The organism is Enterococcus sp. HMSC061C05, assembly GCF_001814765.1.
GTDB lineage: Bacteria > Bacillota > Bacilli > Lactobacillales > Enterococcaceae > Enterococcus_B > Enterococcus_B lactis.
Genome location: NZ_KV817761.1, coordinates 1 through 22369, shown reverse-complemented (window position 1 = coordinate 22369; position 22369 = coordinate 1). Strand labels below are relative to the sequence as shown.

The 22369-nt window shown below is 37.2% G+C and carries 21 protein-coding genes, 1 tRNA gene and 1 other annotated feature; of the genes, 3 read left to right on the top strand and 19 right to left on the bottom strand.

All coding sequences use genetic code 11. The features are described 5' to 3' along the window. Window positions 1-291: 291 nt before the first annotated feature. The 3 genes from rpmA to rplU are packed head-to-tail and all read right to left on the bottom strand — an operon-like array spanning window position 292 to window position 1278. On the bottom strand, window positions 292-585 hold the full coding sequence (gene rpmA, locus HMPREF2988_RS12175) for a 50S ribosomal protein L27 (protein ID WP_002289452.1): 294 nt from the start codon (window positions 583-585) through the stop codon (window positions 292-294). A gap of 12 nt (window positions 586-597) precedes the next feature. Beyond that, complete coding sequence (locus HMPREF2988_RS12170) at window positions 598-942, bottom strand: ribosomal-processing cysteine protease Prp (RefSeq protein ID WP_002289451.1); 345 nt, start codon at window positions 940-942, stop codon at window positions 598-600. Window positions 943-969: 27 nt separating this feature from the next. Beyond that, on the bottom strand, window positions 970-1278 hold the full coding sequence (rplU, locus tag HMPREF2988_RS12165; RefSeq protein ID WP_002289450.1) for a 50S ribosomal protein L21: 309 nt from the start codon (window positions 1276-1278) through the stop codon (window positions 970-972). Window positions 1279-1297: 19 nt separating this feature from the next. Continuing rightward, window positions 1298-1374: a sequence feature (ribosomal protein L21 leader region), on the bottom strand. Between the two features lie 189 nt (window positions 1375-1563). Between rplU and HMPREF2988_RS12160 the strand changes: the two genes are divergently transcribed. Next, window positions 1564-2205 (top strand): uracil-DNA glycosylase, encoded by a 642-nt coding sequence (locus tag HMPREF2988_RS12160; RefSeq protein WP_002315417.1) that lies wholly within the window; start codon window positions 1564-1566, stop codon window positions 2203-2205. Between the two features lie 61 nt (window positions 2206-2266). Here the strand turns inward: HMPREF2988_RS12160 and HMPREF2988_RS12155 are convergent, their stop codons facing one another. From HMPREF2988_RS12155 to HMPREF2988_RS12135, 5 genes are all read right to left on the bottom strand, one after another. Then, on the bottom strand, window positions 2267-3898 hold the full coding sequence (locus HMPREF2988_RS12155; protein WP_002315418.1) for a SulP family inorganic anion transporter: 1632 nt from the start codon (window positions 3896-3898) through the stop codon (window positions 2267-2269). 120 nt (window positions 3899-4018) lie between these two features. Continuing rightward, complete coding sequence (locus tag HMPREF2988_RS12150; protein WP_002329013.1) at window positions 4019-4378, bottom strand: DUF1304 domain-containing protein; 360 nt, start codon at window positions 4376-4378, stop codon at window positions 4019-4021. A 156-nt stretch (window positions 4379-4534) separates the two neighbouring features. After that, window positions 4535-4608, bottom strand: a tRNA-Arg gene (locus HMPREF2988_RS12145). A 313-nt stretch (window positions 4609-4921) separates the two neighbouring features. Beyond that, window positions 4922-5605, bottom strand: a complete 684-nt coding sequence (locus HMPREF2988_RS12140) for an O-methyltransferase (protein ID WP_002292364.1) — start codon at window positions 5603-5605, stop codon at window positions 4922-4924. A 127-nt stretch (window positions 5606-5732) separates the two neighbouring features. Further along, a complete protein-coding gene (locus HMPREF2988_RS12135; RefSeq protein ID WP_180363536.1) occupies window positions 5733-6260 on the bottom strand; it encodes a signal peptidase I in 528 nt (175 codons plus the stop codon). 201 nt (window positions 6261-6461) lie between these two features. Between HMPREF2988_RS12135 and HMPREF2988_RS12130 the strand changes: the two genes are divergently transcribed. Further along, window positions 6462-8306, top strand: coding sequence for an ATP-binding protein (locus HMPREF2988_RS12130; RefSeq protein ID WP_024635656.1), 1845 nt, complete (start codon window positions 6462-6464; stop codon window positions 8304-8306). A gap of 46 nt (window positions 8307-8352) precedes the next feature. On the opposite strand, the gene HMPREF2988_RS12125 is transcribed toward HMPREF2988_RS12130, so the two are convergent. The 11 genes from HMPREF2988_RS12125 to HMPREF2988_RS12075 all read right to left on the bottom strand — a co-directional run bounded on the left by HMPREF2988_RS12125 (window position 8353) and on the right by HMPREF2988_RS12075 (window position 19832). Continuing rightward, window positions 8353-9357 carry a lipoate--protein ligase gene (locus HMPREF2988_RS12125; RefSeq protein WP_002310251.1) on the bottom strand — a complete coding sequence of 335 codons (1005 nt, stop codon included), beginning with the start codon at window positions 9355-9357 and terminating at the stop codon, window positions 8353-8355. Between the two features lie 10 nt (window positions 9358-9367). Further along, entirely contained in the window at window positions 9368-10108 is a 741-nt protein-coding gene (locus HMPREF2988_RS12120; protein ID WP_016853388.1) for an MBL fold metallo-hydrolase, read from the bottom strand. A 69-nt stretch (window positions 10109-10177) separates the two neighbouring features. Continuing rightward, window positions 10178-10981 (bottom strand): DUF975 family protein, encoded by an 804-nt coding sequence (locus HMPREF2988_RS12115; protein ID WP_070770730.1) that lies wholly within the window; start codon window positions 10979-10981, stop codon window positions 10178-10180. After that, window positions 10981-12063 (bottom strand): M42 family metallopeptidase, encoded by a 1083-nt coding sequence (locus HMPREF2988_RS12110; RefSeq protein WP_002292358.1) that lies wholly within the window; start codon window positions 12061-12063, stop codon window positions 10981-10983. Before HMPREF2988_RS12110 ends, HMPREF2988_RS12115 begins: the two co-directional genes overlap by 1 nt. Before the next feature lie 141 nt (window positions 12064-12204). Further along, a complete protein-coding gene (gene dltD / locus HMPREF2988_RS12105) occupies window positions 12205-13470 on the bottom strand; it encodes a D-alanyl-lipoteichoic acid biosynthesis protein DltD (RefSeq protein ID WP_070770729.1) in 1266 nt (421 codons plus the stop codon). 2 nt (window positions 13471-13472) lie between these two features. Then, a complete protein-coding gene (gene dltC, locus HMPREF2988_RS12100; protein WP_002292356.1) occupies window positions 13473-13706 on the bottom strand; it encodes a D-alanine--poly(phosphoribitol) ligase subunit DltC in 234 nt (77 codons plus the stop codon). A 44-nt stretch (window positions 13707-13750) separates the two neighbouring features. Then, entirely contained in the window at window positions 13751-14956 is a 1206-nt protein-coding gene (dltB, locus tag HMPREF2988_RS12095) for a D-alanyl-lipoteichoic acid biosynthesis protein DltB (protein WP_070770728.1), read from the bottom strand. After that, window positions 14953-16467 (bottom strand): D-alanine--poly(phosphoribitol) ligase subunit DltA, encoded by a 1515-nt coding sequence (dltA, locus tag HMPREF2988_RS12090; protein WP_070770727.1) that lies wholly within the window; start codon window positions 16465-16467, stop codon window positions 14953-14955. Before dltA ends, dltB begins: the two co-directional genes overlap by 4 nt. Window positions 16468-16477: 10 nt before the next feature. Next, window positions 16478-16627, bottom strand: a complete 150-nt coding sequence (locus tag HMPREF2988_RS12085) for a teichoic acid D-Ala incorporation-associated protein DltX (protein ID WP_002292353.1) — start codon at window positions 16625-16627, stop codon at window positions 16478-16480. Window positions 16628-17032: 405 nt separating this feature from the next. Further along, window positions 17033-19075: an ABC transporter permease gene (locus HMPREF2988_RS12080; protein WP_002315427.1), complete on the bottom strand. Its 2043-nt coding sequence runs from the start codon at window positions 19073-19075 to the stop codon at window positions 17033-17035. Next, window positions 19065-19832, bottom strand: coding sequence for an ABC transporter ATP-binding protein (locus tag HMPREF2988_RS12075; RefSeq protein WP_002310242.1), 768 nt, complete (start codon window positions 19830-19832; stop codon window positions 19065-19067). The genes HMPREF2988_RS12080 and HMPREF2988_RS12075 overlap by 11 nt, the downstream gene beginning before the upstream one ends. A 319-nt stretch (window positions 19833-20151) precedes the next feature. Here HMPREF2988_RS12075 and nrdD point away from each other — a divergent pair, with 319 nt between their 5' ends. Next, window positions 20152-22341 carry an anaerobic ribonucleoside-triphosphate reductase gene (nrdD, locus tag HMPREF2988_RS12070; protein WP_002292349.1) on the top strand — a complete coding sequence of 730 codons (2190 nt, stop codon included), beginning with the start codon at window positions 20152-20154 and terminating at the stop codon, window positions 22339-22341. Window positions 22342-22369 lie beyond the last annotated feature (28 nt).

Here is a 22369-nt window from a genome sequence, read left to right as displayed (position 1 = left end):
GGACAAGCGTAATGAAGATAAAAGAACACAAAATATCAATTCCATTTTTATATCGGAAACAAGAAAAAGAACACTATTTATCCTACAATGATGCTGCTGATAGCAAACAATATCGCTTTCATTAATAAAAACAATCGTTATCAAAACATTCTGATTACAAGATGGCAAAAAAATATTAAGCGTAAAAAGACATGGTAACCTTCGCATCCTTCATTACAACTTTTATTTTTATAAACAAAGAAGAGGCTGTGACAAAAGTCTTGTCACAACCTCTTTCATCGCAAGATTCAATTAAGCTTCTTGAGCTACTGGATAAACAGACACTTGTTTTTTGTTACGGCCTTTACGTTCGAAACGTACTACGCCATCAACTTTTGCAAATAAAGTGTCGTCTCCACCGATACCCACGTTTACACCTGGATAGATTTTTGTACCGCGTTGACGGTAAAGAATTGATCCACCTGTAACTGTTTGTCCATCAGCGCGTTTAGCACCTAGACGTTTTGATTCTGAGTCACGGCCGTTAGATGTAGAACCGCCACCTTTTTTGTGGGCAAATAATTGTAGATTCATAGATAACAACATGGTCTGCACCTCCTATTTATCATTGATTGTTTTAATTTGGATATATTCTGAGTTTTCAGCTTCTATTGATTGTAAACCTAATAAAAGATTTTCTAATAGAATCTCAGCAATATTGTTTTGTTCTTGTGTCATTCCTGAAGTGACTTCGGTATAAAGATAACCGCCTTCTTCTTCATTCATTTCAACAATCGGTTCAAAACCGGCTAATGAGGCAATCCCGTTGACAGTGCTGATCGCTAACGCAGAAACACCTGCACAAACGATATCACTTCCATAAGGACCAGCATCAGCATGCCCGGTCAAAGTGAATGAAACGATCTGACCTGCGTCATTTCGCTTAAATGTTCCTTTGATCATATATAGGCCTTCTTTCTCAAACGCTGATTAAGCGTTGATCGCGTCGATAACCACTTTTGTATATGGTTGACGATGACCTTGTTTGCGGTGTGAATGTTTTTTAGGTTTGTATTTGAAAGTAACGACTTTCTTTTGTTTGCCGTGTTTTTCAACAGTACCTTCAACAGTTGCACCTGCAACAGTTGGAGCGCCTACTTTTGTAGATTCGCCACCTACTAAGATAACTTCGTCAAAAACAACTTTTTCTCCTGCTTCAACGTCAAGTTTTTCAACATAGATTGCTTGTCCAACTTCAACTTTTACTTGTTTACCACCAGTTTTAATAATTGCGTACATGCTATAAAGCACCTCCTTCTGATATACTTAGACTCGCCATCCGAAGTGACAGCATCTGCTGTGCTTATTACTTGTTCTGAGCGGTTGTAGCTGTGGAGTCCACAATTACAACAGTACTAGCTTACCAGAACAGCCGCTGTTCGTCAACTAAATTTAAAGTCAAAAAATGAAATAAAGATTTAAACAATCGTTCTCCTGCTTTTCTTTCCCCTTCGTTTCTGCCAAATAAAATAGTCGCATTGCGTTTCTTTTCTTCTTATAATAAAAGAAAAAGGAGGAGCACAAATGGAATACCCAACAGAATTGATACAAGAGGCTTCTTTAAGGATGAACGGCCGTCCTGTAGAAGGGTTTGTCGCTGGGCAAGGACCTCTTCATCCTAAATTAATGCTTGTAGGAGAAGCCCCAGGGAAAACAGAGATTGATACACACATCCCTTTTAGCGGACAAGCTGGAAAAGAATTGATGCAGGCACTTTCTTCCACTGGTTTAACACGAGAAGAGGTTTATATCACCAGTGCTGTACGGAGTCGCCCGTATCGCGTGACTCATCGGATCAATAAACGGACACAACAGACAGAAACTGTTTATCCAAATCGTACACCTACTCGATCCGAAGTATTTGCACACGCACCGATACTGGATTACGAACTGATGGAAGTCCAGCCAAAATTAATTGCAACACTTGGAAATATTGGCCTGCAACGATTACTTGGTAAAGAATATACAGTTACCAAAAACCATGGTCAACTCTATACAGGTCCCGTCTTACAGCTAACAGAACAAAAAGATGCCTACGAATGGTCAGAAAAAAACTACCGTATCCTTCCACTTTTTCATCCAGCAGCTATTTTTTATAATCGTTCCCTTGTACCTGTTATCCATCAAGATTGGCAAGTACTAGCTTCACTTTTACAACAAGATTAAAAAGAACAGACAAGACGGTGAAATTGTTAGTTTACAGTCTTGTCTGTTCTTTTTCATTGTTTTAATGGCTCATTGCAGTATATTTCGCATGCAATGCTGTCAACGCATGAGCAACTGTTTGATGTTGATGTGTGGATGTATATTCCCATAGGTGAGAAAGCTGTTTTTCTACTTCTGGCTGCAAGGAAGTATAAATAATCGTTTGTCCTCTCTGTTCTGCTTTTTCTTGAAATTCATCAAAAACTGCACGTGCCGTCAAATCAATACTTGGTACCCCACGCATGGAGAAGATAACACCGTCGTGATGGTTTAGTTCTTCCAATTTATTTTTTAGTTTCTCTGAAGACATGAAAAATAGCGGACCGCTAATGTACACTACTGTCCAATTATTCAGCTTTTCCGTTTCTGGCAGCCCCATTCTTTGCCAATCGATTGTTTCTAATGAAATCGTGATAGCCGCACTTTTTACAACAAAAAATACACAACCGCCGATAATCCCAATTACAATAGCAATACTTAAATCAAAGATGACTGTACAAATCATTGTAAGAACAAACAATAGAATAGCTGACCAATATTTATGAACAAATAGCTCCTTAATCGTTCTCCATTCATTCATACGCCAAGCTGTCACGATCAAAACGCCTGCAAGTGCCGGCATCGGAATCTGTGACATCACTGGCGCAAAAACAAGCATGGAGAGCAACAAGACAACTGCATGGATCATGCCAGCTAATCTGGTTTGTGCGCCAGATTTGATGGCCACACTTGTACGAGCAATGGCTGCAGTAGCAGGAATCCCGCCAAAAAAAGGAAGCAATAGATTTCCAACCCCTTGTGCCACTAATTCTTGGTTACTGTCTAATGATTTATTCGCCATTCGACCAGCAGAAGCACCACATAATAAGCTCTCAATCATCCCTAACAGAGCAATACTAATGGCCGGAACGGCTACTTGTTGCAAGGCAGAAAAGCTAAAATCTCCCAAGCCCAAGCGATTACTGCTGATCAGTGTTTGTGGGATGTTACCAACAGTGGCTACTGGTAAATGACACAGTAGCGTAACTGCTGTTGCTAAAATGATGGCCAACAGCGAACTAGGCATTCGTTTCGCCCATTTTTTCGGATAGATGAACATCCCTAAAATGACTAGTCCTCCCATAATCAAAGATGCTATGTTTATTGGAAAACCTAGTGTTTGATAACTACTTAGCTTTTCAATAACATTTGTACCTTCCGAATGAACACCAAACAAATTATCGATCTGACCTAATGCAATAATAATAGCAATACCTGAAGTAAATCCTGTGATTACTGGTGCTGGGATAAAAGAAGTTAGTGTTCCTAATCGGAAAAGTCCTGCTGCAAGTAAAAATAGACCTGCCAAAAAAGTAGCAAGCAACACACCTTGCATTCCCTTTGTTGCCGCAATGGACATTAGAATAGCTGCCATTGCGCCTGTCGGACCTGATATTTGATAAAAACCGCCTGATAAACCGCCAATAACGAGGCCGGCAATGATAGCCGTAATCAAACCTGCGGACGCATCGGCTCCGCTTGATACCCCAAAAGCCAAGGCTAAAGGCAATGCTACAGCAGCTACTGTGATTCCAGCCAAAAGATCTTTCTGAAATCTTGAAAGATCATAACCTAAAAATTCTTTTTTTAGTGATAAAACATAATTTTTGAACACCTATCTAACTCCTTTTCATGAAATTTTCTAAAATACCATTCATTAGAATAGCATATTTCATGAGAAAAAGTAATATTTTTCACAAAGTTTCCTGTCCAATAGATCCTTGTTTTTCTACATTTAGAAGAAAATAGAAAGCAAGGCCAACAGAGCTAACCCACCTTGTTTTAGTAAAATCCAGCGATCGCTAGTCAGACTTCCATACAATGCAACAATAAAAATTGATAGCAACAGCATACTTGTAATTTCTTTAGGTGCGGAAGAAAGGTAAGCTCCGTAAAGTAGTCCCACCCCTAATAGTCCATTGTATACTCCTTGATTCTTAAATAATGTTTGAACAGATTTTCTGCTTAATTCTTCTTTATTCATTTTAAAAACTCTGCTTGTCGTATCGGAATCAGTTCTTACTGTTTCGATGTACATGATATAAAAAAATTCGATGGCCACTAGAGTGACTAAAATTTTTGATAATATTGACATATTTGCTTCCTCTTTCTGATGTATTTTATTTTTACTTCCTATAATTGTACTAGATAAAGATGTTTTTTTTATTTTATTTGCCTTTGAAAACAAACAATATTGGCACAAAAAACAAAGAAAAACCGTTAGAAACCTCAGTTTCTAACGGTTTTTTAGCGTCACAGGAGGGATTCGAACCCCCGACCGTCCGCTTAGAAGGCGGATGCTCTATCCAGCTGAGCTACTATGACAGGAATCAGCGGAACATCAATAATTATAGATAATTATATTGCTTCTGTCAATACGAAATAGTTATTTAATTAGCAAATAGCCAATTATTTTAATTCAACTACCAAATCAATCCTTTGAAAAGAAACATTCGCTTCCATCTATTCTAAGGTTATCAGTCGAAAACAGGAGTTGCATTGTCTTCATGCTTACTCCTGTTTATTTCAATCTATTCACTATTTCCTTCAGTTGTTTTACAAATACAGTCTCTTTCACATCAAATTTAGATGGATTCTTTGATATAATCAATCACTTACTGATTGTCATAATCATGTATCACCAATCGATTTCTTCTGCTTCTTTTGTCATTAAGATTACACCATCGCCTAATGGTAAGATGGTCGATGTCAAATCAGGATGGTTCATCACGACACGAAGGAATTCATTTAATTTACGATGGATAGCTCGTTTGCCACGAGGAATCTCTTCATCAGGGAGCAAGATCGTCCCTCCTTGGAAAATATCATCTACCATCAAAACGCCACCTTTTCGTAACAAACGCAAACATTCAGGTAAAAATTCAATATATTTTGATTTTGCACTATCCATAAAAATAAAGTCATATGGACCAGACAATTCAGGCAAAATATCTGCGGCTTGCCCTTCAAGCAAGGTTACTTTATCTGTCAATCCTAGACGTTCATAGTTTTTTTTCGCTTTCTCGATCATGACATCGAAACGATCAATGGTCGTAACATGAGCATTTTCTCCGATTGTTGTCGCCATGACACTTGATGAAAAACCGATAGCTGCACCGATCTCTAAGATTCGTTCAGGCTGAATCTGTCCAAGTAAAAATTTCAAAAATACAACTGTTTCGTGGGGAATAACCGGTACTTCTGCTACATGAGCTTCTTCTTCCAATTTGCCTAGCTCACCCGGTAATTTTTTTTGCTGGGTACGCATAAAGTCCAATAGTTCTTCTTTGACTACAGGACGATGCATCATTTCATTGCGCATACTACTCCTCCTCTTTACACATTATACGAACAACTAGCTAAATCTACAAGCTGTATGAGTATTTTCCGTATCACTCGTTCAGAAGAGTAATGGTATCTCTTGAATATATTTGTCTTTTTCAACATTCTCACAAAAATTTCTGTGTTCGTCTCCGCTTCTTCTTCAACTCTACAAAAGTATTCCAAGCTGTGATTCCTGTTAAGCAAAAAGCAATCGTAAAGAATAACCCCTGGATCCATGCAAATGCTGTTTTGGAAAGGACCAGACCAATATATGGAATCTGGAAGATTGGACTACCGATAATATTTCTCTTTTTTACTACTCCAGGCTCGATATAAGTCCGTGTGTCAGCTTTTGTATAAAAGTCGTTGTAGTTGTTTTCAATGGCTATTACGCGACGTGTCGAGATTTTTTTACCTGAATTTTCATAATATGTAATAATATCTCCGACTAAAATCTCATCTGTATTTTTTGGTCGTACATATATCAGATTTCCTTGTGCATAATATGGGTTCATTTCTCTATCCTCAATAATATAAGGAGTCAATCCAAAAATTCGGGGAACCAAGACGACGAGAAGAATAAGTATTAAAAATATAATCAGCGTTACAGAACTAACAAAAGTTATTTTTTTGTAATCAGGTATCGTTTTCAACTCCTTTCTTTCTTCAATCCTTCTTAATCATATAATAACGATAAATTTTTTTCAAATTATAACTGTAAAAACACATTTTTATGACAACGACGTTTTTTGATTCTATTTCCTCATCTTTATCTCATTTTTCATTATAAATAATTGACGTTAGTAAAAAAAACGTTTACCCTAAAATTACAAGTTTTAGAAAGGAATACCTTTATGGCTTTTTTTAATAACATATATAATAAAAAAGAATCTTTCTATATGCGCATAAAATGGAGCATAATAATTATATTATCAGTGTTATTTTTAGCAGGGATTGCTTATTTCTTCTATTTTATCTTCTCTCCTGCTAATAGTAATCAAATGAAAGAAATAAAAGATTCATGGGTTTTCTATTCAAAAGATGATCCTGATTTTAAGTTTGACAGCAAGTACACTCGTACGATTCCTACCGTAGACAAAGATGAAACATTTATTATGGAAACGACACTTGAGAAACCGTTGAACGAAGCAAATTTACTAATCAAAGGAAATCATCAATGGATTACTGTGTATCTAAACGGAAACATTTTATACCAACGGGAAGATTACGACGCAGAAAGCAACCCTGGATTATCACTGGCTGTGATAGATTTACCATCAGATTACATCGGAAAAAAATTGATGATCTCTGTCTCATCTCCTTATCAAAACTACGCTGGGTTGCCACCGAAAGTCTATATAGGTACAACTGGTCCGTTAATCGGTTTTATCTATTCTCAATCAGTACCGCAAGTATTAACGATGATCATTGCAGTTTTCATTGCTATTGGGACGTTTATCTATACCATCTACTTGATGTACAAACAAAAACGGCTTGAATACTCGCTGATTATCTTAAGCTGCTTTGCTTTGGCATTAGGATTTGAAGCTGTTTCAGAAGATATTTTAAGTGGCATCCTTTTTGAACCATTCGTTCACTCTTTTTTATCTCATTTATTTATTATCCTAACCTCGGCTTTCATTATCTGCTATTATTGGAGCCGGATGATTTATTATAAAAAATGGTATGGGATTTTTTGTATAATCCAGCTTTCGATCTTTTCTGGTGTTCTGCTTTATGCAGCTTTTACTTCTGCAGAACTTCCTGAATTGATGCCAATTGCTAATATAGCTAGTGTTATCAGTACTCTAGTCACTTCGCTTACCTGCATTGGTGAAGCATATAAGAACAATCGTTTTTATGTAGTTTGTACACCTTGGATCGTCTTGGTTGCCATTATCCACTGCTTGATTTATATCCAAACAGCACTAGGTATTTATCAAACGACGATCAATTGGTCTACGATTTTATTCATTATTATTTTGATTGTTATTATCAGTTACAATCTGATTGACCACATTCTGAACACAGATAAAGACCGAAGACAAGTAGATTTCTTAAAAATCAAAAACGATTTGCTGGAGCAGCATTATGAGCAACTTCGACAGCATATCCAAGAAGTAAATACGCTTCGTTTAGAATTTGTTCAGGAAATGGAAAATCTGCAAGACTTAATGCATACGGATCAAGTAAAAGCAAAAAAATATGTGGAAACAATCTTGGAAGAAGCAAAAAATTTTGAAATGCTGTGTTCTTTTTGCAATCATCAGATGACAAATCTGATTTTCGCGCGCTATCAACAGTTAGCTGCTAAACGGAATATCCAGATCACCTTCCAAGCAGAACTTCCTGAGGAGCTTCCTATCAAAGATGATGATCTAGCCCAGCTTTTGATTCATGCCCTAGAGCATTCATTTAGAGAAACTCATGCCATCGAAAATCCGCTGTATCGAAAAATTCATTTGTCGATACATGAGCAAGAGGATCATTTCGTCATTTGTTGCGAACATAGTGCACATTATGATACGAATATATTCAGTCGAGGTATCACAGAAGAATTAGATGATCAGGAACGCTTTGATTTGATGATGATGAAAGATGTGGCAGATCGTTACACTGGAACACTAACGCAGGAAAAAGATACATTGATTGATCGAATCACTGTTCAGCTTTCCCGAAATTACTCGAATTCTATATAAAAAAGCAGTGGGATCCAATACATAAGGATTCCGCTGCTTTTTGTTTTTAATAAAGTAAGGTAAGCAATTCTTCTGATTCTATCGCACCAAAATATTTTTTCACATCAATTTGGTCAACTATTTTTGATAGAGATTCTTTATCATATTTCTGTCCCACCAATTTTTTTTCGACATCAGAGATATCTCCTAGTCCGAAGAAATCACCAAAGATTTTTGCTTCTTTAATCATTCCTTCTGATACATTCAAGTGGACTTCGATCGAACCGATAGAGAAACGTTTTTGACGAGAGAAATTGAAATCTGGGGACTTTCCGTAATTCCAATCCCAATTTCGGTAATATTCTTCAGAGATTCGATTGATTTTTTTCCAATCTTCGTCGGTCAATTCGTACGTTTTTACTTCCTCTACTGATTCTACACCAAAAATTTTCAACAAGATTTCTTGACGAAATTCTTCCGTTGTCATTTTTTGTTTTTCTTCGGGAAGAAACGGTTTGATATTCGTCACACGAGAACGGATCGATTTGATTCCTTTTGATTCGATTTTGTCTTTTTTTACTTTTAATGCATTGACTACTTCATTGATATCAGAGTCGAACATAATCGTTCCATGAGCAAACATTCGGCCATTGGTAGCATACATCGCATTACCGGAAAATTTCATACCATCAATGACTAAATCATTTCGGCCTTTCAACTCAGCCCCGGCAACACCCAATTCATGAAGTGCTTGGATGATTGGTTGTGTTACTTTCGCAAAATCACGGAAGGAATCACCATCATCAGGCATAATAAAACTAAAGTTCAAGTTCCCAAAATCATGGTAGACAGCTCCGCCTCCACTTAGACGGCGGACCACATGAATACCATGTTCTTCCACATAATCTCGATTGATTTCTTCAATCGTGTTCTGATTCCTACCGATGATGATTGAAGGTTCATTGATATAAAAGAGCAAAATGGGTTCATCTAATGGCATTTCTTGCAACAAGTATTGTTCAATTGCTAAATTGATTCTTGGGTCGTGGTTTTCATTTGGTACAAAAATCATGTTCTTCCTCCTAAATGTCAAACACTTTGTCAACTGCAGCAAGTTCTACATCTATCCCTTTACCTGCTGCTTTTTGCGCTTCATTTTTCAATTGTTCTAAGTCGCCAAACTGAGGTAGATGGGTAAGTACAAGTTTCTTTACGTTAGCTGATTTCGCCAGTTCTCCAGCTTCTTTTGAAGTGAAATGTGCATGATGATGTTCATTTCCTTCAAATAGATAGGTATCTGCTAGAAACAAATCAGCCTCTTTCGCAAAATCAGCGAAACTTTCCAAATAACCTGAATCTCCTGTAAATACGAATACTTTCCCCGTTGCTTCTTCTACGATTCGCATGGCGTAACATACTACTGGATGGATTGTTTCCATAAAAGTAATCAGAAAAGGACCAATTTTTAATTCTTCGGCTTCAAAATAAGGATGTCCTTTTGAGACATTCGCCATCGTCAATTCTTCAAAGTGGACAGAATCTTTTGTGTGCCCGTAAATTGAAAGCAATGTCTCCGGATCTCTCTTGGGATGAAGTTGCCAGTAATACTGTAATACACCAAGGTCAGCAATATGATCATGATGATAATGGCTAAGGATCACAGCATCCAAATCAAGTGGATCAAGATGTTCTTGTAATTTGATCAGCGTAGCACTACCTGCATCAATCAACAAGTTGAAACCGTCAGATTGAAGTAAATAACCTGTTGTCCCTTGATTATTATAAGGATACGCCCCTAAGCAGCCTAAAACAGTTAATTTCATCATACATTCCCCCTCAAAGATTTATCCTACCACAAAAGTTATTTTTCTAATGAATGAACTGCTTACAGATTAAGCAAAATAGGCTTCTGGACCACCTTTTTCAATCCGTGCTTGTTCATAAAATTCTGCAACTGATACATTCACATAAACGATGACCCACAAAAGACCGATGAATAAAGCGATTGCCCCTAACAAATACCAGCCGATAAAAGATAGTTGCAACAAAATATACGTACCGATTCTATCTTTCAATAAGAACCAGCCATATTTTAAGCATTGTACGACCGACAAATCAGGATAGTCGAACTTCGTCCATGCAGCAAATTGGAACAATCCGCCAACGATGCTCATGATAAGTGCTGAAACAAAAATCATCCCTACCATTGATAAAACAAAGCTGATATCAAGAAAATCTCCTGGCATGACATCCGTAGGTACCGTACTTGAATTGAAAAGCAACTGCGTATAAGCACTCACTCCGCTGATTAAAAACATGGGCAGAAAGATCAAACTATTGAGCAACCAGTTGATGATTGAATTAATCAAATTGATGACAAGTATCGAACCAAAATATTTTTTTTGGAAAACTGAAAATAGAAAATTGCTTTTTGGTCTGCCACCTCGTACAACTACTAACGCAATATAAAACAATGCATAGTTGAATGCGAATAAAAGCAAATTATTGACTAGAAAACTCAATAGGTTTTGCTGCATGCTTTCTTCCGTAAAAGGACTGAAACCGTCAAAAAAATTCTGTATGACGCTTGTGAACAATATGGATAAGAAAACAAGCCAAGCATTGATTCCCCATTGATTCTCTAAAGAAGCTCGCGCTTTTTTTCGATATTCAGAAATAGGCATTTTATTATTCATTATTCATAACTCCGGATTTGTTCAACTGTTTCACTATCAAGCCGTTTCACTAACTCAGTAACTAGCTTCACTGTATTCAAATAATCATCTTCATGGATCACTGATGTGTGGGAATGCAAATAACGAACAGGCACAGTAATGGCTACAGAAGGAACACCGTCTCTTGTCAAATGCATTTGTCCTGCATCCGTTCCACCGCCAGAGATCACTGTATATTGGAATGGGATAGCCATTTCCTCTGCTACATCGATAACGAAATTCAATAATTTTTTGTGCGGAATCATCGATGCATCAAAAATCAAAATCTGTGGACCTTTTCCTAAAATCGAATCTGCTTCTTTTGGTGTCATTCCTGGAGTATCACCTGCTGTACCAGTATCTAAAGCAAAAGCAATATCCGGATTTACAAGGTGCGTGCTTGTTCGAGCGCCTCGCAAGCCCACTTCTTCTTGCACATCGCTTCCTGCAAATAAAACATTTGGATGTGCTTCTTTAGATAGATTCTCCAATACTCGCAAAGAAACAGCTGTCCCTATCCGATTATCCCATGCTTTTGCCAGTAAATATTTACTGCCGTTCATTCGTTTGTATTCAATATATGGGGTGACCATATCTCCCGGACGTATGCCCCACTCTTTGGCTTCTTCTTGGTTTGATGCGCCGATATCAATAAACATATCTTTGATTTCATATGGTTTATTTCGTACCTGAGGTGTTAAAACATGCGGTGGTTTTGAACCAATTACCCCGTGAATGATTTTTCCTTCTCGTGTTTTGATTTCTACTTGTTGAGCAAGCATCACTTGTCCCCACCAGCCTCCAAGTGTTTGGAACTCCAAGAAGCCTTTTTCGGTTATTTTTGTTACCATAAAACCAACTTCGTCCATATGACCAGAAATAAAGACTTTTGGTCCTCCGCCAGCGCCATGCTTAGCAATCACACTGCCTAATCCGTCATAAAAAATATCATCAGCGAATGGTTTAGCATATTCTCTGAATACTTCTCTTACCTCTTCTTCATTCCCAGGTACTCCTTTTGCAGAAGTCAAATCAATTAGTAGCTGTTCTTCTTTTGTATCCAAATGTTTTCCCCCATTTCTATATTCATATTGTGATTATACCATTGCTTTTGTTTTTTGTTCAGGCAAACTTGGTATTTTTACTGTTTATTTCAGAATATTCTAAAATAAATAAAACAGGCAGATATCCTCCACCTGTTTTATTTATTTTAATCGTAGTTTATCTGGTACTTGTTGTTGCCAAGCTTTGCTGAAAAAAGCATCATCGAGATGGTACCTACTAGGAAGCTGGTTTTCTTCTAAAAACGGTCTAATCTGTTGATCTGCGGCCAGCCAGCCTTTCCACCCTAAATGGATCGTATCTTCCATAAAATAATTGGTACCAGCTTGATTGACAAAATCAGCTATTCGATTGAATCCTTGGCTATTTAATTGAAATTTGATTTTTTTGGCAAATCCTTGTAGCATTTCTTGAGATAGTCCGGTATAATCGCTCCATTTCTCGTTGACCGGTGGAATGATAAACAACACTTCATTATGGTTTTTTGCTAATTGATCCAAGATCAGCTGAAAATCAGAAAATTCTGGTGAAAAACGATAATCCCAATTTTTTTGTGACTGTTTGAGTTCTGGCTCGTGGGATCGGATACGATGTGTATAAAAATCGTTTTTCAAACCAAATGGATTATTTGTCGTTTCTTGTTTTCCAATCTTATCTGCCAAAATGGATAATTCTGTTTCTTGATAGTGGTCTGGTAATCGTTTTGATTCATGATCGATTTTTTGCTGACGATCTTTCAAACCGATATCACTGAATATCTCATCCTCACGCTTCAACATGTTCCATTGGCTGTGCAACTGATCCAAAGAATCAGGTAAAGGTAACTTTCCTTCTTTAATCGTTTGTAGAATTCCTGTCAGCGTATCGTTCTCTTTTACTTTTGAAAAAGTTAATAGTCTTCTAGCTAAATAGCGATCAGCTGATGTAACTTTTTTCAATGAGAACAACCAATCATAGGTCTGAAGTTCAGAATAGTAAGTGTTGAAATAATCTGTTTTTACACCATCTTTTACAAACCATTGAGGCGAGATGATAAACACCACTTTTTTGTTTTTCAAATCATCCCCTGCAGATCGCATCATCATATATTGACTTAATGATTGTGTTCCCGGCGCTCCTAGCAAGAAAGGACGATAACCTCTATCATATTTTTCAGCCAAAACAGACGGATGGAATGGACTGATCCTGCTTAATTCACTCGACCCAAAAAAGGGGATATATTGTTTTTCAGACAAAGCTTTGTTTTTTATTGCATCGCCCTTTAGTACATTTGCTGACATAGATGAAGACGCTCGCTTGATTACTTCCGGGTTATCAATATTTACTCGATAGGAAGAAGTGAAGAATAGGGCAAGCAGACCAAAAGCGAGAACAACAGGTCCAAAAATAGCAAAGAGTTTCTTTTTCATACTCAACCCTTCAATGCAGTTGCTTGTTGAATGATTTTATTCGGTGTGCGCCAATCCTCCCGCTCGAATTCAGAGACCGGGACTTGGATATCCAACTCTCCGTCTAGCTCGACTAATAATTGCACAGATGCTAAAGAATCAAGCAAACCTTCATCAAATAGATCAATATCACGATTTTTTCTTACTTCATCTGTTCCTGTTATTTCTTCTAAGATTGATAAAATTTGTTCTTCCATTTTCCTTTTCTCCTTTGTTATATAAATTAATATGTCACTATTCGTTAGCTAAAAAAAAGTTTATCTAAAAATCCTGAAAAAATCAGGAAGCTGAAACATACCGCTTGAAATGTCAAAAATACGGCTACGCCATGCGTAAATTTGTTAGAAGGCAACTGTTCTTTATGCTTCTTCTTAAATCGGATCCATGCATCTGTCAGACAGATCAGACAAGCATGATACAGACCGTATACGATGTAGTACCACGTCAATCCATGCCAGACACCCATTAGAAGAAATAAAGCGAAATACCCGATATTTGACATCACGATCTTGCTTTTAAAGATTTTTTTCTTCATCATGAAGAACATCAACCGCATATACACGTAATCGCGGAACCAAAAAGACAAGGTCATATGCCATCGGTTCCAGAATTCTTTGATATTCCATGATAAAAATGGTTTATTGAAATTGATTGGCGTCTGGTACCCCATCATGTAGCTTGTACCGACTGCAAACAAACTGTAACCTGCAAAATCAAAAAATAAATACATGCTATACACGTACATGTAACCCACTAACGCCCATGAAATCCCACCATGCTGTAATGCGATGTGCCCTACTACAGGGAGCAGTACTTGACCAAAATAATAACCGATAATGAACTTATATAAAAAACCGACAAAAATATTTTGGACGCCTTTTCCCAAGAGATCAACATATTTATCACGAACAGGTGGATGGAGCTGATCCTTTTCAAATCTCCTATAACGATCGATGGGTCCAGAAGATATTGTCGGGAAAAACAGCAGAAACTGGATATAACGAAATGGATTATATACTTTGATCATGCCATCTCTTATTTCCATGATCATTTGCACAGACTTAAAGGTTAAATAAGAGATTCCTAAAAAACCAAGTAGCGATGCTTTTCCATGTTCAAAAAAAGGAGTCACTTTCGTTAAAAACAGTGGAATTATTGCTAAAATAACGGCGGCGTAAAACCATCCTGTTTGATTTTTCCTTTGCCGGTGAACAAAATAGCCCCATACAAGGATTGTCTGCCAAAAAACATACCCAATCAGCGCCGCTCCCTGTTCCCAATAAGTACCTCCAAAGCTGACAAATAAAAAGAAAAGTGTCACCACTGATTGATAAATTGGTAATCTTTTTTTCCATATCAGTAAAGATAGAACGATTGGTATAAGCGCAATGGCTAAAAGAAAAAAATAAAACGGCTCTGCGTAAGGGATCATATGAGGAAACATCATTCAGGATTCACCTCAGCTGTTAATTTTTTTCGATCAATTTTTCCATTTACTGTCTGAGGCAGCAGATCGACATAATGGAACTTCTGAGGAATCATATACTCCATCACAACTTGCAGTAATTGTTCTTTGATCGATTTGGTCAGTTGAAAATCCGGTTGTTTCGTTGTGTTTTCTAATACGATGAAAGCAACAAGCTGCTGCACTTTTGTTCCTTGATATTTTGGTACGACAACGGCTTGTTTGATCCGGGAGTCTTGCAACAGATAATGTTCGATATCCCCTAACTCGATCCGGTAACCATGTAATTTGACTTGCTGATCCATACGGCCTTCATAAAATAAAAGCCCATCTTCATCCAACCTTCCTGCATCCCCTGTATGGTAACTTGCTAAGTCATTTTGACAAAAGAACGCAGCTGCTGTTTTTTCTGGATTGTTCAGGTAACCTTTTGATACGCTTGGTCCTGCAATAATGATCTCACCTGTTTCTCCTTTTGGAACAAGTTTGTCTTCTTGGACAATAGAAACTTTGGTGTCTTTTTTTACATAGCCGATCGGTAGTCGGTCATATTTATCTAGTACGTGCTGATCAATCTGGATACTTGAAATAGCCACAGTTGCTTCTGTTGGGCCGTAAGTATTATATATCCGTGCATTTGGGAATCGATCAAGTAGTGTTTCTGCAGTTTTTTTTGTCAATTCTTCTCCGCAAAATAAAAACATGTCCAATTCTGGTACATTTTCTCCATTGAAGGTAGGCTCCATCAAGCAAATATCCATAAAAGATGGAGTAGAAACCCAAATATTCAACTTCAAGTTAGGCAATGTCGCGAATAATTGACGAAAATCTTGAATAACTGCTTTATTTAACGGCTTCAGCATTCCACCAGAAACTAATGCAGGATAAATAGAAAATACCGATAAATCAAAAGAAAATGGCGCTTGGGCTAAGAAATGCATCCCAGGCTTGATCCCAAAGTCTTCCATCGTCCATTGAACAAAGCTGACTAGATTATCATGACTGATTTGTACGCCTTTTGGTTCTCCAGTAGTACCAGAAGTAAAAATAATATAAAAATTTTCTGTACCTTTTACGCTGTTTCTGGGATAAAATTCTACTGGTATCTTCTCGATCTCTTGAAATTCTTCTTTTGTTACGACAGGAACAGAAGGAATGTCTTCTATCCAATTCCCAATACTGATGACCATAGATGGTTTAGCCACCCGAAAGATCGACAGGATACGTTCTTTGGGTGTGTGTTCTTCAATTGGCAAATAGGCATGACCAGATTTGACAATTCCTAGAAATGCGACAATCATCTCAAATTCTAAATTACCAAAAACGACGATTGGTCCATCCCCTTCTACCTTTTCTTCTAAATAATAAGCAAGTGCGTCTGATGCTTGTTTCAATTCTCCAAAAGTATGCATCTCATCCGCCTGATAAGCAATTCGATCAGGTTCGCTTATTCCCCAATCATCGACTGCTTCAATAATCGTTTTGATTTCCATACTCTTCCTCCTAAAATTCGTTATAGATAAATGTTCCTCCTTGAATATTTTTATAGTGATACAGGTAGATCAGGAACAGCAGTACCGCACTATAAAAAATTGTTCGAATGATGAATTTTCCCCAATAATTCAATTTTGGATTAGACCACCATTTGTTCATTGGATTCCCTCCTCATATAACCTCACACAAAGTGTAACGAATTTTGACAAAAAGAAACATGTGTCTAGCTTACAGAAACCGTTTTTTTACTAACAGTTTTGTCACATAGCTTTTATAAAAATAGCACATCAAAACACTGCTTTTTTCTTTATAATTTCTAGTAATTTTAAAAAATATAAAAAATAAAGAGGTTGTGACAAAAAGCGTGTCACAACCTCTTCTTCCAAATAAACGGTGTGTAAAAGCTTGCATCTGCGGTAATAAGTCCAGCCAAATCAAAAACATGGGAAACTATTTTTGCTTGGCTGTTTTTTATTACTTGATGCAGGACAGCTTTTTCACAATCTCTTCTTTAAACGGTGTTTAAAATTTAGTACTTTTTATTATCTTGTCTTATTCCGCCTGTCATTCCTCGATAATCCGACAATATAACTGACTCGTAATGACATAAAGCAAAAGATAGATAAGGATCAATAAGCCACTGACAAGATAAGCCAACCAATAATCGGCAGTTTTGATATACTGAGTGAAAACATTGATTGCAAATACTGCATGAGTGATTCCTAATATCATGGGTGGAAAAAAGGTAAGTGCGTTTTGCTCGAAAATCATCCTTCTAATTCTTCTTTGTGGTATCCCCAGTTTAGTCAATAGGTGATAATTTTCTTTTTCTTCCTCTGCTTCTGCTAATTGTCGAACGGTCAGAATACTGCCAGTAGCAATAATGACGATCATTCCGACAAACAGTGTGACAAAAATATTGATACCAATCCGCCGGTTGACTGCACGCAATTTTGAATAGCTGGAGGAGAAGTTCAACCGAGAACCTTCTTGACTAAATTGCGCTTCCTTCATTTTGTCATCTGGCAGTTTCTTTGTACTAATTTCTCCTTGCAGACGCCCATTTACGATATCATAAGAATAATAAATAGCATTGAGCCACTTTATCGACATTTCACTGCTCAGTCGTTCATCTATCTTTTCATTATTCCCACCTGACACATCCACATTGACTACTTGATAATCTACACCTTTTGCTTTTTCAAAAACGTTATCATCCACGACTAGTACAGGACTTAGATATACCATCGTTTCGTCACCTAATACACTTGGAAGCATTTGTTGAATCTTCAACTCTTGATTATCTGGCAATCCAATACTAGAACCATATAATGAAATATTCCGGAAAAGAGTTTGCATTTGATCAAGCAAAACAGTATAGTTAGGAGATTTCAAAGAAACGTTTGGCAAATCCGGATTAACTTTTCTGAAGGCTTGATATTCTGTTTCTGTGATCAGATTAGCAGTTTGAAACATAGGTTCTTCGAGATCTGGTCTGTAGATACTACCTATGACTTTATAATGCAAGGTGATTTCTTTAGTTATCTTCTGTCCTTCCTCTGCCAGAATAGGCTTGATTTTTTTTTCTGTCTCGACATCAAACTGATAGTCCATCGGGGAGGATACTTTCTCCTGATACGATAAAATAGTAGAAATACTAGCCGTACCGCCAATCGTCATTAAAGAAATTCCAAGAATGACTGTAATTAGAGAATTCGTCCGCCAGCTTTTGAGCAGGTGCACTTGTGTATTACCTATTATTAAAAAATTGATCCCATAGTAATAGAGCTTCCATTTACTCAATATGATCAAAAAGAGCCGAAATGTATAGCAGAAAAACAAATAAGTACCAATCACACAAATGAAAAAGATCAGAAAAGGCAAAAAGAGAATGAATGTCTCAAGGTAATGATGACTGATCATCCATGAAGTGATTTCTCTAAAATGACTAGCCCCAAAATATCCGCTCGTTAAAAGCAATAACCCAATGACAGCGAGTAATCGATGCCTTGTTCTGAAACGCATCGTTGAACTATCTGCTTGTTCTTTTTCTCCAAAACTTCGAATCATCGGGTAGCGCCAGATTTTCCATATCGAATACACAGATACTGCTAAAAGGATGATGAAAAAAGCAAATAAAGTATCTGCGACTGATGGAATGGAGATAAAAAACGGACTATTAAGATCCATATCCATCATTCGAACCAAAATCATGGAAAAGAGTTTGGAGAAAATAATGCCGAGCAATATCCCAAAAATACAGGCAAATAAACCAATTATCATGATTTCCAACACATATATACCTGAAATTTGTAGTTTGTTCATACCAAAAAGTTGATAGATACCTATTTCTTTTTGTCTTCTATTCAAAAAAAATCGGTTGGCACTGAATACGAAAAAAAGTAAAACGACAGTAATGATCAGTCCGCCAAAACTCAATCCGCCATCTATCGAAGTATCTGGACTTGCTCTTCTAACTAAAGATTGATCATAGGTCATTGCGCTGAATGAATAATAAATCATCACGGATAAAGTCAAACTGAAAAAATAAACAAGATACCCTCGGGACTGCCGAAAAAAGCTTTTGACGGCTAGTTTATACAGCATTCATTTTTCCTCCTCCACCAATCGTCGCCTGCATGTCGATTACTTTTTCAAAGAATTCTCTTCTTGTCCCTCTTCTCACAACTTCTGAAAAAATCACGCCGTCTTTAATAAATAAAATTCTGTCACAGTAGCTCGCTGTATATGGGTCATGGGTGACTAACAAGATTGTCGCTTTTTCTTTTTGATTCATAGTCTGTAAATAATTCAACAATTCTGTGGCCGACTTCGAATCTAGAGATCCAGTTGGTTCATCTGCAAAGATTACTTGTGGCTGAACAACAAGGGCTCTAGCGGCTGCAATTCGTTGTCGCTGACCGACAGAAAGCTCATCTGGATATCGTTTTAGCAGTTCTTCTATATTCAGCAATTGAGCTACGTGTCTTACTCTCTTTTCCATCTCTTCCTTAGTCATCCGTTCAACTGCTAGGGGCAATAGGATATTGTCTTTTGCATTTAAAGTATCGATCAAATTGAATTCTTGAAAAATGAATCCTAGTTTTTTTCGGCGAAAGTCACTGAGCTCACTATTTTTCATTTTTGTGATTTCTTTTCCTTGAATCAAGACACTACCCATCGTAGGCAAATTGATCGTGGATAAAATATTCATCAACGTCGTCTTGCCTGCACCGCTTGGACCCATGATCCCAACAAATTCGCCTTCTTCTACTGTGAATGAGATATTATCTAAAGCTTTGACGGGAGAAAGTTTGCTACCGTAGCTTTTACTGAGATGTTTCACTTCGATCATCTTTTCCAATTCTTCTTCTCCTCTTTCATTTCTGTTTATTTGCATAGTAGCATATCTACGAACAATTTGCTCTTATGTTTTTGTCACTTTTTCTTAGCCTAAATAAAAAAATTTTATTCAATTATTTTATTCAGCTAAATTAAATATGCAAAAAATAAATCCATCAACTACAAGTTTTCACTTTTTTTCACAATAAAATATACACTACATATAGTATAGAAATCCAATTATACAGCGGATTGAATACTATATATAGCCGATAATTAGTTGCTCCTTCCTAAATTTTGTTTTATGATAGACAAGAACAATTTAGCAGGAGTTGAAGATAATGAAAGTAAATTATGAAGAGAAAACAGTCGTTACTCAGCAACCAGAGGCACACCAGATGAAAGTTATCAAACGAGATGGCCGCCATGTTGATTTCGATGAACAAAAGATCAACGAAGCACTAATCAAAGCTGAAAAGAAAATTCACGGCTCATTATCCCCACTTACTTATGAAAAAATCCAAATGATTGCAGACTTGGTTGTCCAAGAAATCAAAAGCCGGTTTGCTGAAAATGTCAAGATCTATGAGATTCAAAACATCGTGGAACATATCTTATTAGAAAAAAACGAATATGAATTAGCAGAAGAGTATATCAATTACCGTACAAAACGGGATTTTGCTCGCAGTAAAGCGACAGATATCAACTTTTCGATTGAAAAACTAATCAACAAAGACCAGACTGTCGTGAATGAAAATGCAAATAAAGACAGTAATGTTTTCAATACACAGCGTGATCTAACAGCCGGCATTGTCGGAAAATCGATCGGACTGAAAATGTTGCCGCCACATATAGCAAATGCCCATCAAAAAGGTGATATCCATTACCATGATTTGGATTATCATCCTTACACACCGATGACAAATTGCTGCTTGATTGATTTCAAAGGTATGCTGAACAACGGTTTCAAAATTGGAAATGCGGAAGTGGAATCACCTAAATCTATCCAGACAGCGACAGCACAAATCTCACAGATCATTGCTAATGTTGCGTCAAGTCAATATGGTGGCTGTTCTGCCGACCGAACAGATGAATTGCTGGCTCCTTTTGCAGAATTGAACTATAAAAAACATCTAAAAGACGCGGAAGAATGGATCGATTCGCCAGAACGCCAAAAAGAATATGCAAAAGCAAAAACCAAAAAAGATATCTTCGATGCTATGCAAAGTTTGGAATATGAAATCAATACCTTATTTACTTCAAATGGGCAAACCCCTTTCACTTCATTAGGGTTTGGTTTGGGGGAAAATTGGTTTGAAAGAGAAATCCAAAAAGCGATTTTACAGATCCGAATCAATGGATTAGGGAGTGAAAAGCGAACAGCTATCTTCCCTAAACTGATCTTCACTTTAAAAAAAGGTGTAAACTTAAACCCTGAAGATCCTAATTACGACATCAAACAACTAGCATTGGAATGTGCAACGAAACGAATGTATCCTGATATTCTGAATTACGACAAAATCGTCGAATTAACTGGAAGTTTCAAAGTACCTATGGGCTGTCGTTCATTCTTGCAAGGATGGAAAGACGAAAATGGTCAAGAAGTAAATGTCGGACGAATGAATTTAGGTGTGGTTACATTGAATTTACCAAGAATCGCGATCGAATCAAAAGGAGATCAGAACAAATTCTGGCAGCTATTGTCTGACCGTTTAGAAATCATGAAAGATGCGCTTCTCTATCGTGTAGAACGTTGTAAAGAAGCCATTCCAGCAAATGCGCCAATCTTATACATGTATGGTGCTTTCGGAAAACGTCTTTCACGTACCGATTCTGTCAATGAATTATTCAAAAACCGTCGAGCTACTGTATCATTAGGCTACATTGGATTATATGAAGTTGCTTCAGCTTTCTTCGGTGGCGAATGGGAAACAAACCCAGAGGCAAAAGCTTTCACACTTGACATCGTCAAAGAATTAAAAGCCAATGCGGATGCATGGGGTGATGAATACGGTTATCATTTCAGCGTCTATTCAACACCAAGTGAAAGTCTGACTGATCGTTTCTGTCGTTTAGATACAGAAAAATTTGGTATCATCGAAAATATCACAGATAAAGAATATTATACAAACAGTTTCCACTATGATGTGCGTAAAAACCCAACGCCATTTGAAAAATTGGAATTTGAGAAGGATTATCCAAAATATTGTTCAGGTGGATTCATCCACTACTGTGAATACCCTATGCTCCAACAAAACCCGAAAGCCTTAGAAGCTGTATGGGATTTTGCATATGATAAAATCGGGTATCTTGGTACGAATACGCCAATTGACCATTGCTATCAATGTGGTTTTGAAGGTGATTTCAAACCAACAGAACGAGGCTTCGAATGTCCAGAATGTGGAAATCATGACCCAAAAACATGTGATGTAGTCAAACGTACTTGTGGTTATTTAGGAAATCCACAAGCTCGTCCGATGGTACATGGTCGCCACAAAGAAATTTCCTCACGTGTGAAACACATGAAATGAGGTTGTGAAAAAGCTGTCCTGCATCAAG

Bases quoted from the DNA above. Each gene is read 5' to 3' on its own strand.
- HMPREF2988_RS12150 (WP_002329013.1), bottom strand. From the start codon at position 4,378: ATGTCAATATTATCAAAAATTTTAGTCACTCTAGTGGCCATCGAATTT.
- dltC (WP_002292356.1), bottom strand. From the start codon at position 13,706: ATGGAAGAACAAATTTTATCAATCTTAGAAGAAATAACAGGAACAGAT.
- HMPREF2988_RS12085 (WP_002292353.1), bottom strand. From the start codon at position 16,627: ATGAACAAATGGTGGTCTAATCCAAAATTGAATTATTGGGGAAAATTC.
- HMPREF2988_RS12125 (WP_002310251.1), bottom strand. From the start codon at position 9,357: ATGATTTTTGTACCAAATGAAAACCACGACCCAAGAATCAATTTAGCA.
- HMPREF2988_RS12160 (WP_002315417.1), top strand. From the start codon at position 1,564: ATGGAATACCCAACAGAATTGATACAAGAGGCTTCTTTAAGGATGAAC.
- HMPREF2988_RS12115 (WP_070770730.1), bottom strand. From the start codon at position 10,981: ATGAATAATAAAATGCCTATTTCTGAATATCGAAAAAAAGCGCGAGCT.
- rplU (WP_002289450.1), bottom strand. From the start codon at position 1,278: ATGTACGCAATTATTAAAACTGGTGGTAAACAAGTAAAAGTTGAAGTT.
- HMPREF2988_RS12120 (WP_016853388.1), bottom strand. From the start codon at position 10,108: ATGAAATTAACTGTTTTAGGCTGCTTAGGGGCGTATCCTTATAATAAT.
- dltD (WP_070770729.1), bottom strand. From the start codon at position 13,470: ATGAAAAAGAAACTCTTTGCTATTTTTGGACCTGTTGTTCTCGCTTTT.
- HMPREF2988_RS12130 (WP_024635656.1), top strand. From the start codon at position 6,462: ATGGCTTTTTTTAATAACATATATAATAAAAAAGAATCTTTCTATATG.
- nrdD (WP_002292349.1), top strand. From the start codon at position 20,152: ATGAAAGTAAATTATGAAGAGAAAACAGTCGTTACTCAGCAACCAGAG.
- HMPREF2988_RS12170 (WP_002289451.1), bottom strand. From the start codon at position 942: ATGATCAAAGGAACATTTAAGCGAAATGACGCAGGTCAGATCGTTTCA.
- dltA (WP_070770727.1), bottom strand. From the start codon at position 16,467: ATGGAAATCAAAACGATTATTGAAGCAGTCGATGATTGGGGAATAAGC.
- HMPREF2988_RS12080 (WP_002315427.1), bottom strand. From the start codon at position 19,075: ATGCTGTATAAACTAGCCGTCAAAAGCTTTTTTCGGCAGTCCCGAGGG.
- dltB (WP_070770728.1), bottom strand. From the start codon at position 14,956: ATGATGTTTCCTCATATGATCCCTTACGCAGAGCCGTTTTATTTTTTT.
- HMPREF2988_RS12140 (WP_002292364.1), bottom strand. From the start codon at position 5,605: ATGCGCAATGAAATGATGCATCGTCCTGTAGTCAAAGAAGAACTATTG.
- rpmA (WP_002289452.1), bottom strand. From the start codon at position 585: ATGTTGTTATCTATGAATCTACAATTATTTGCCCACAAAAAAGGTGGC.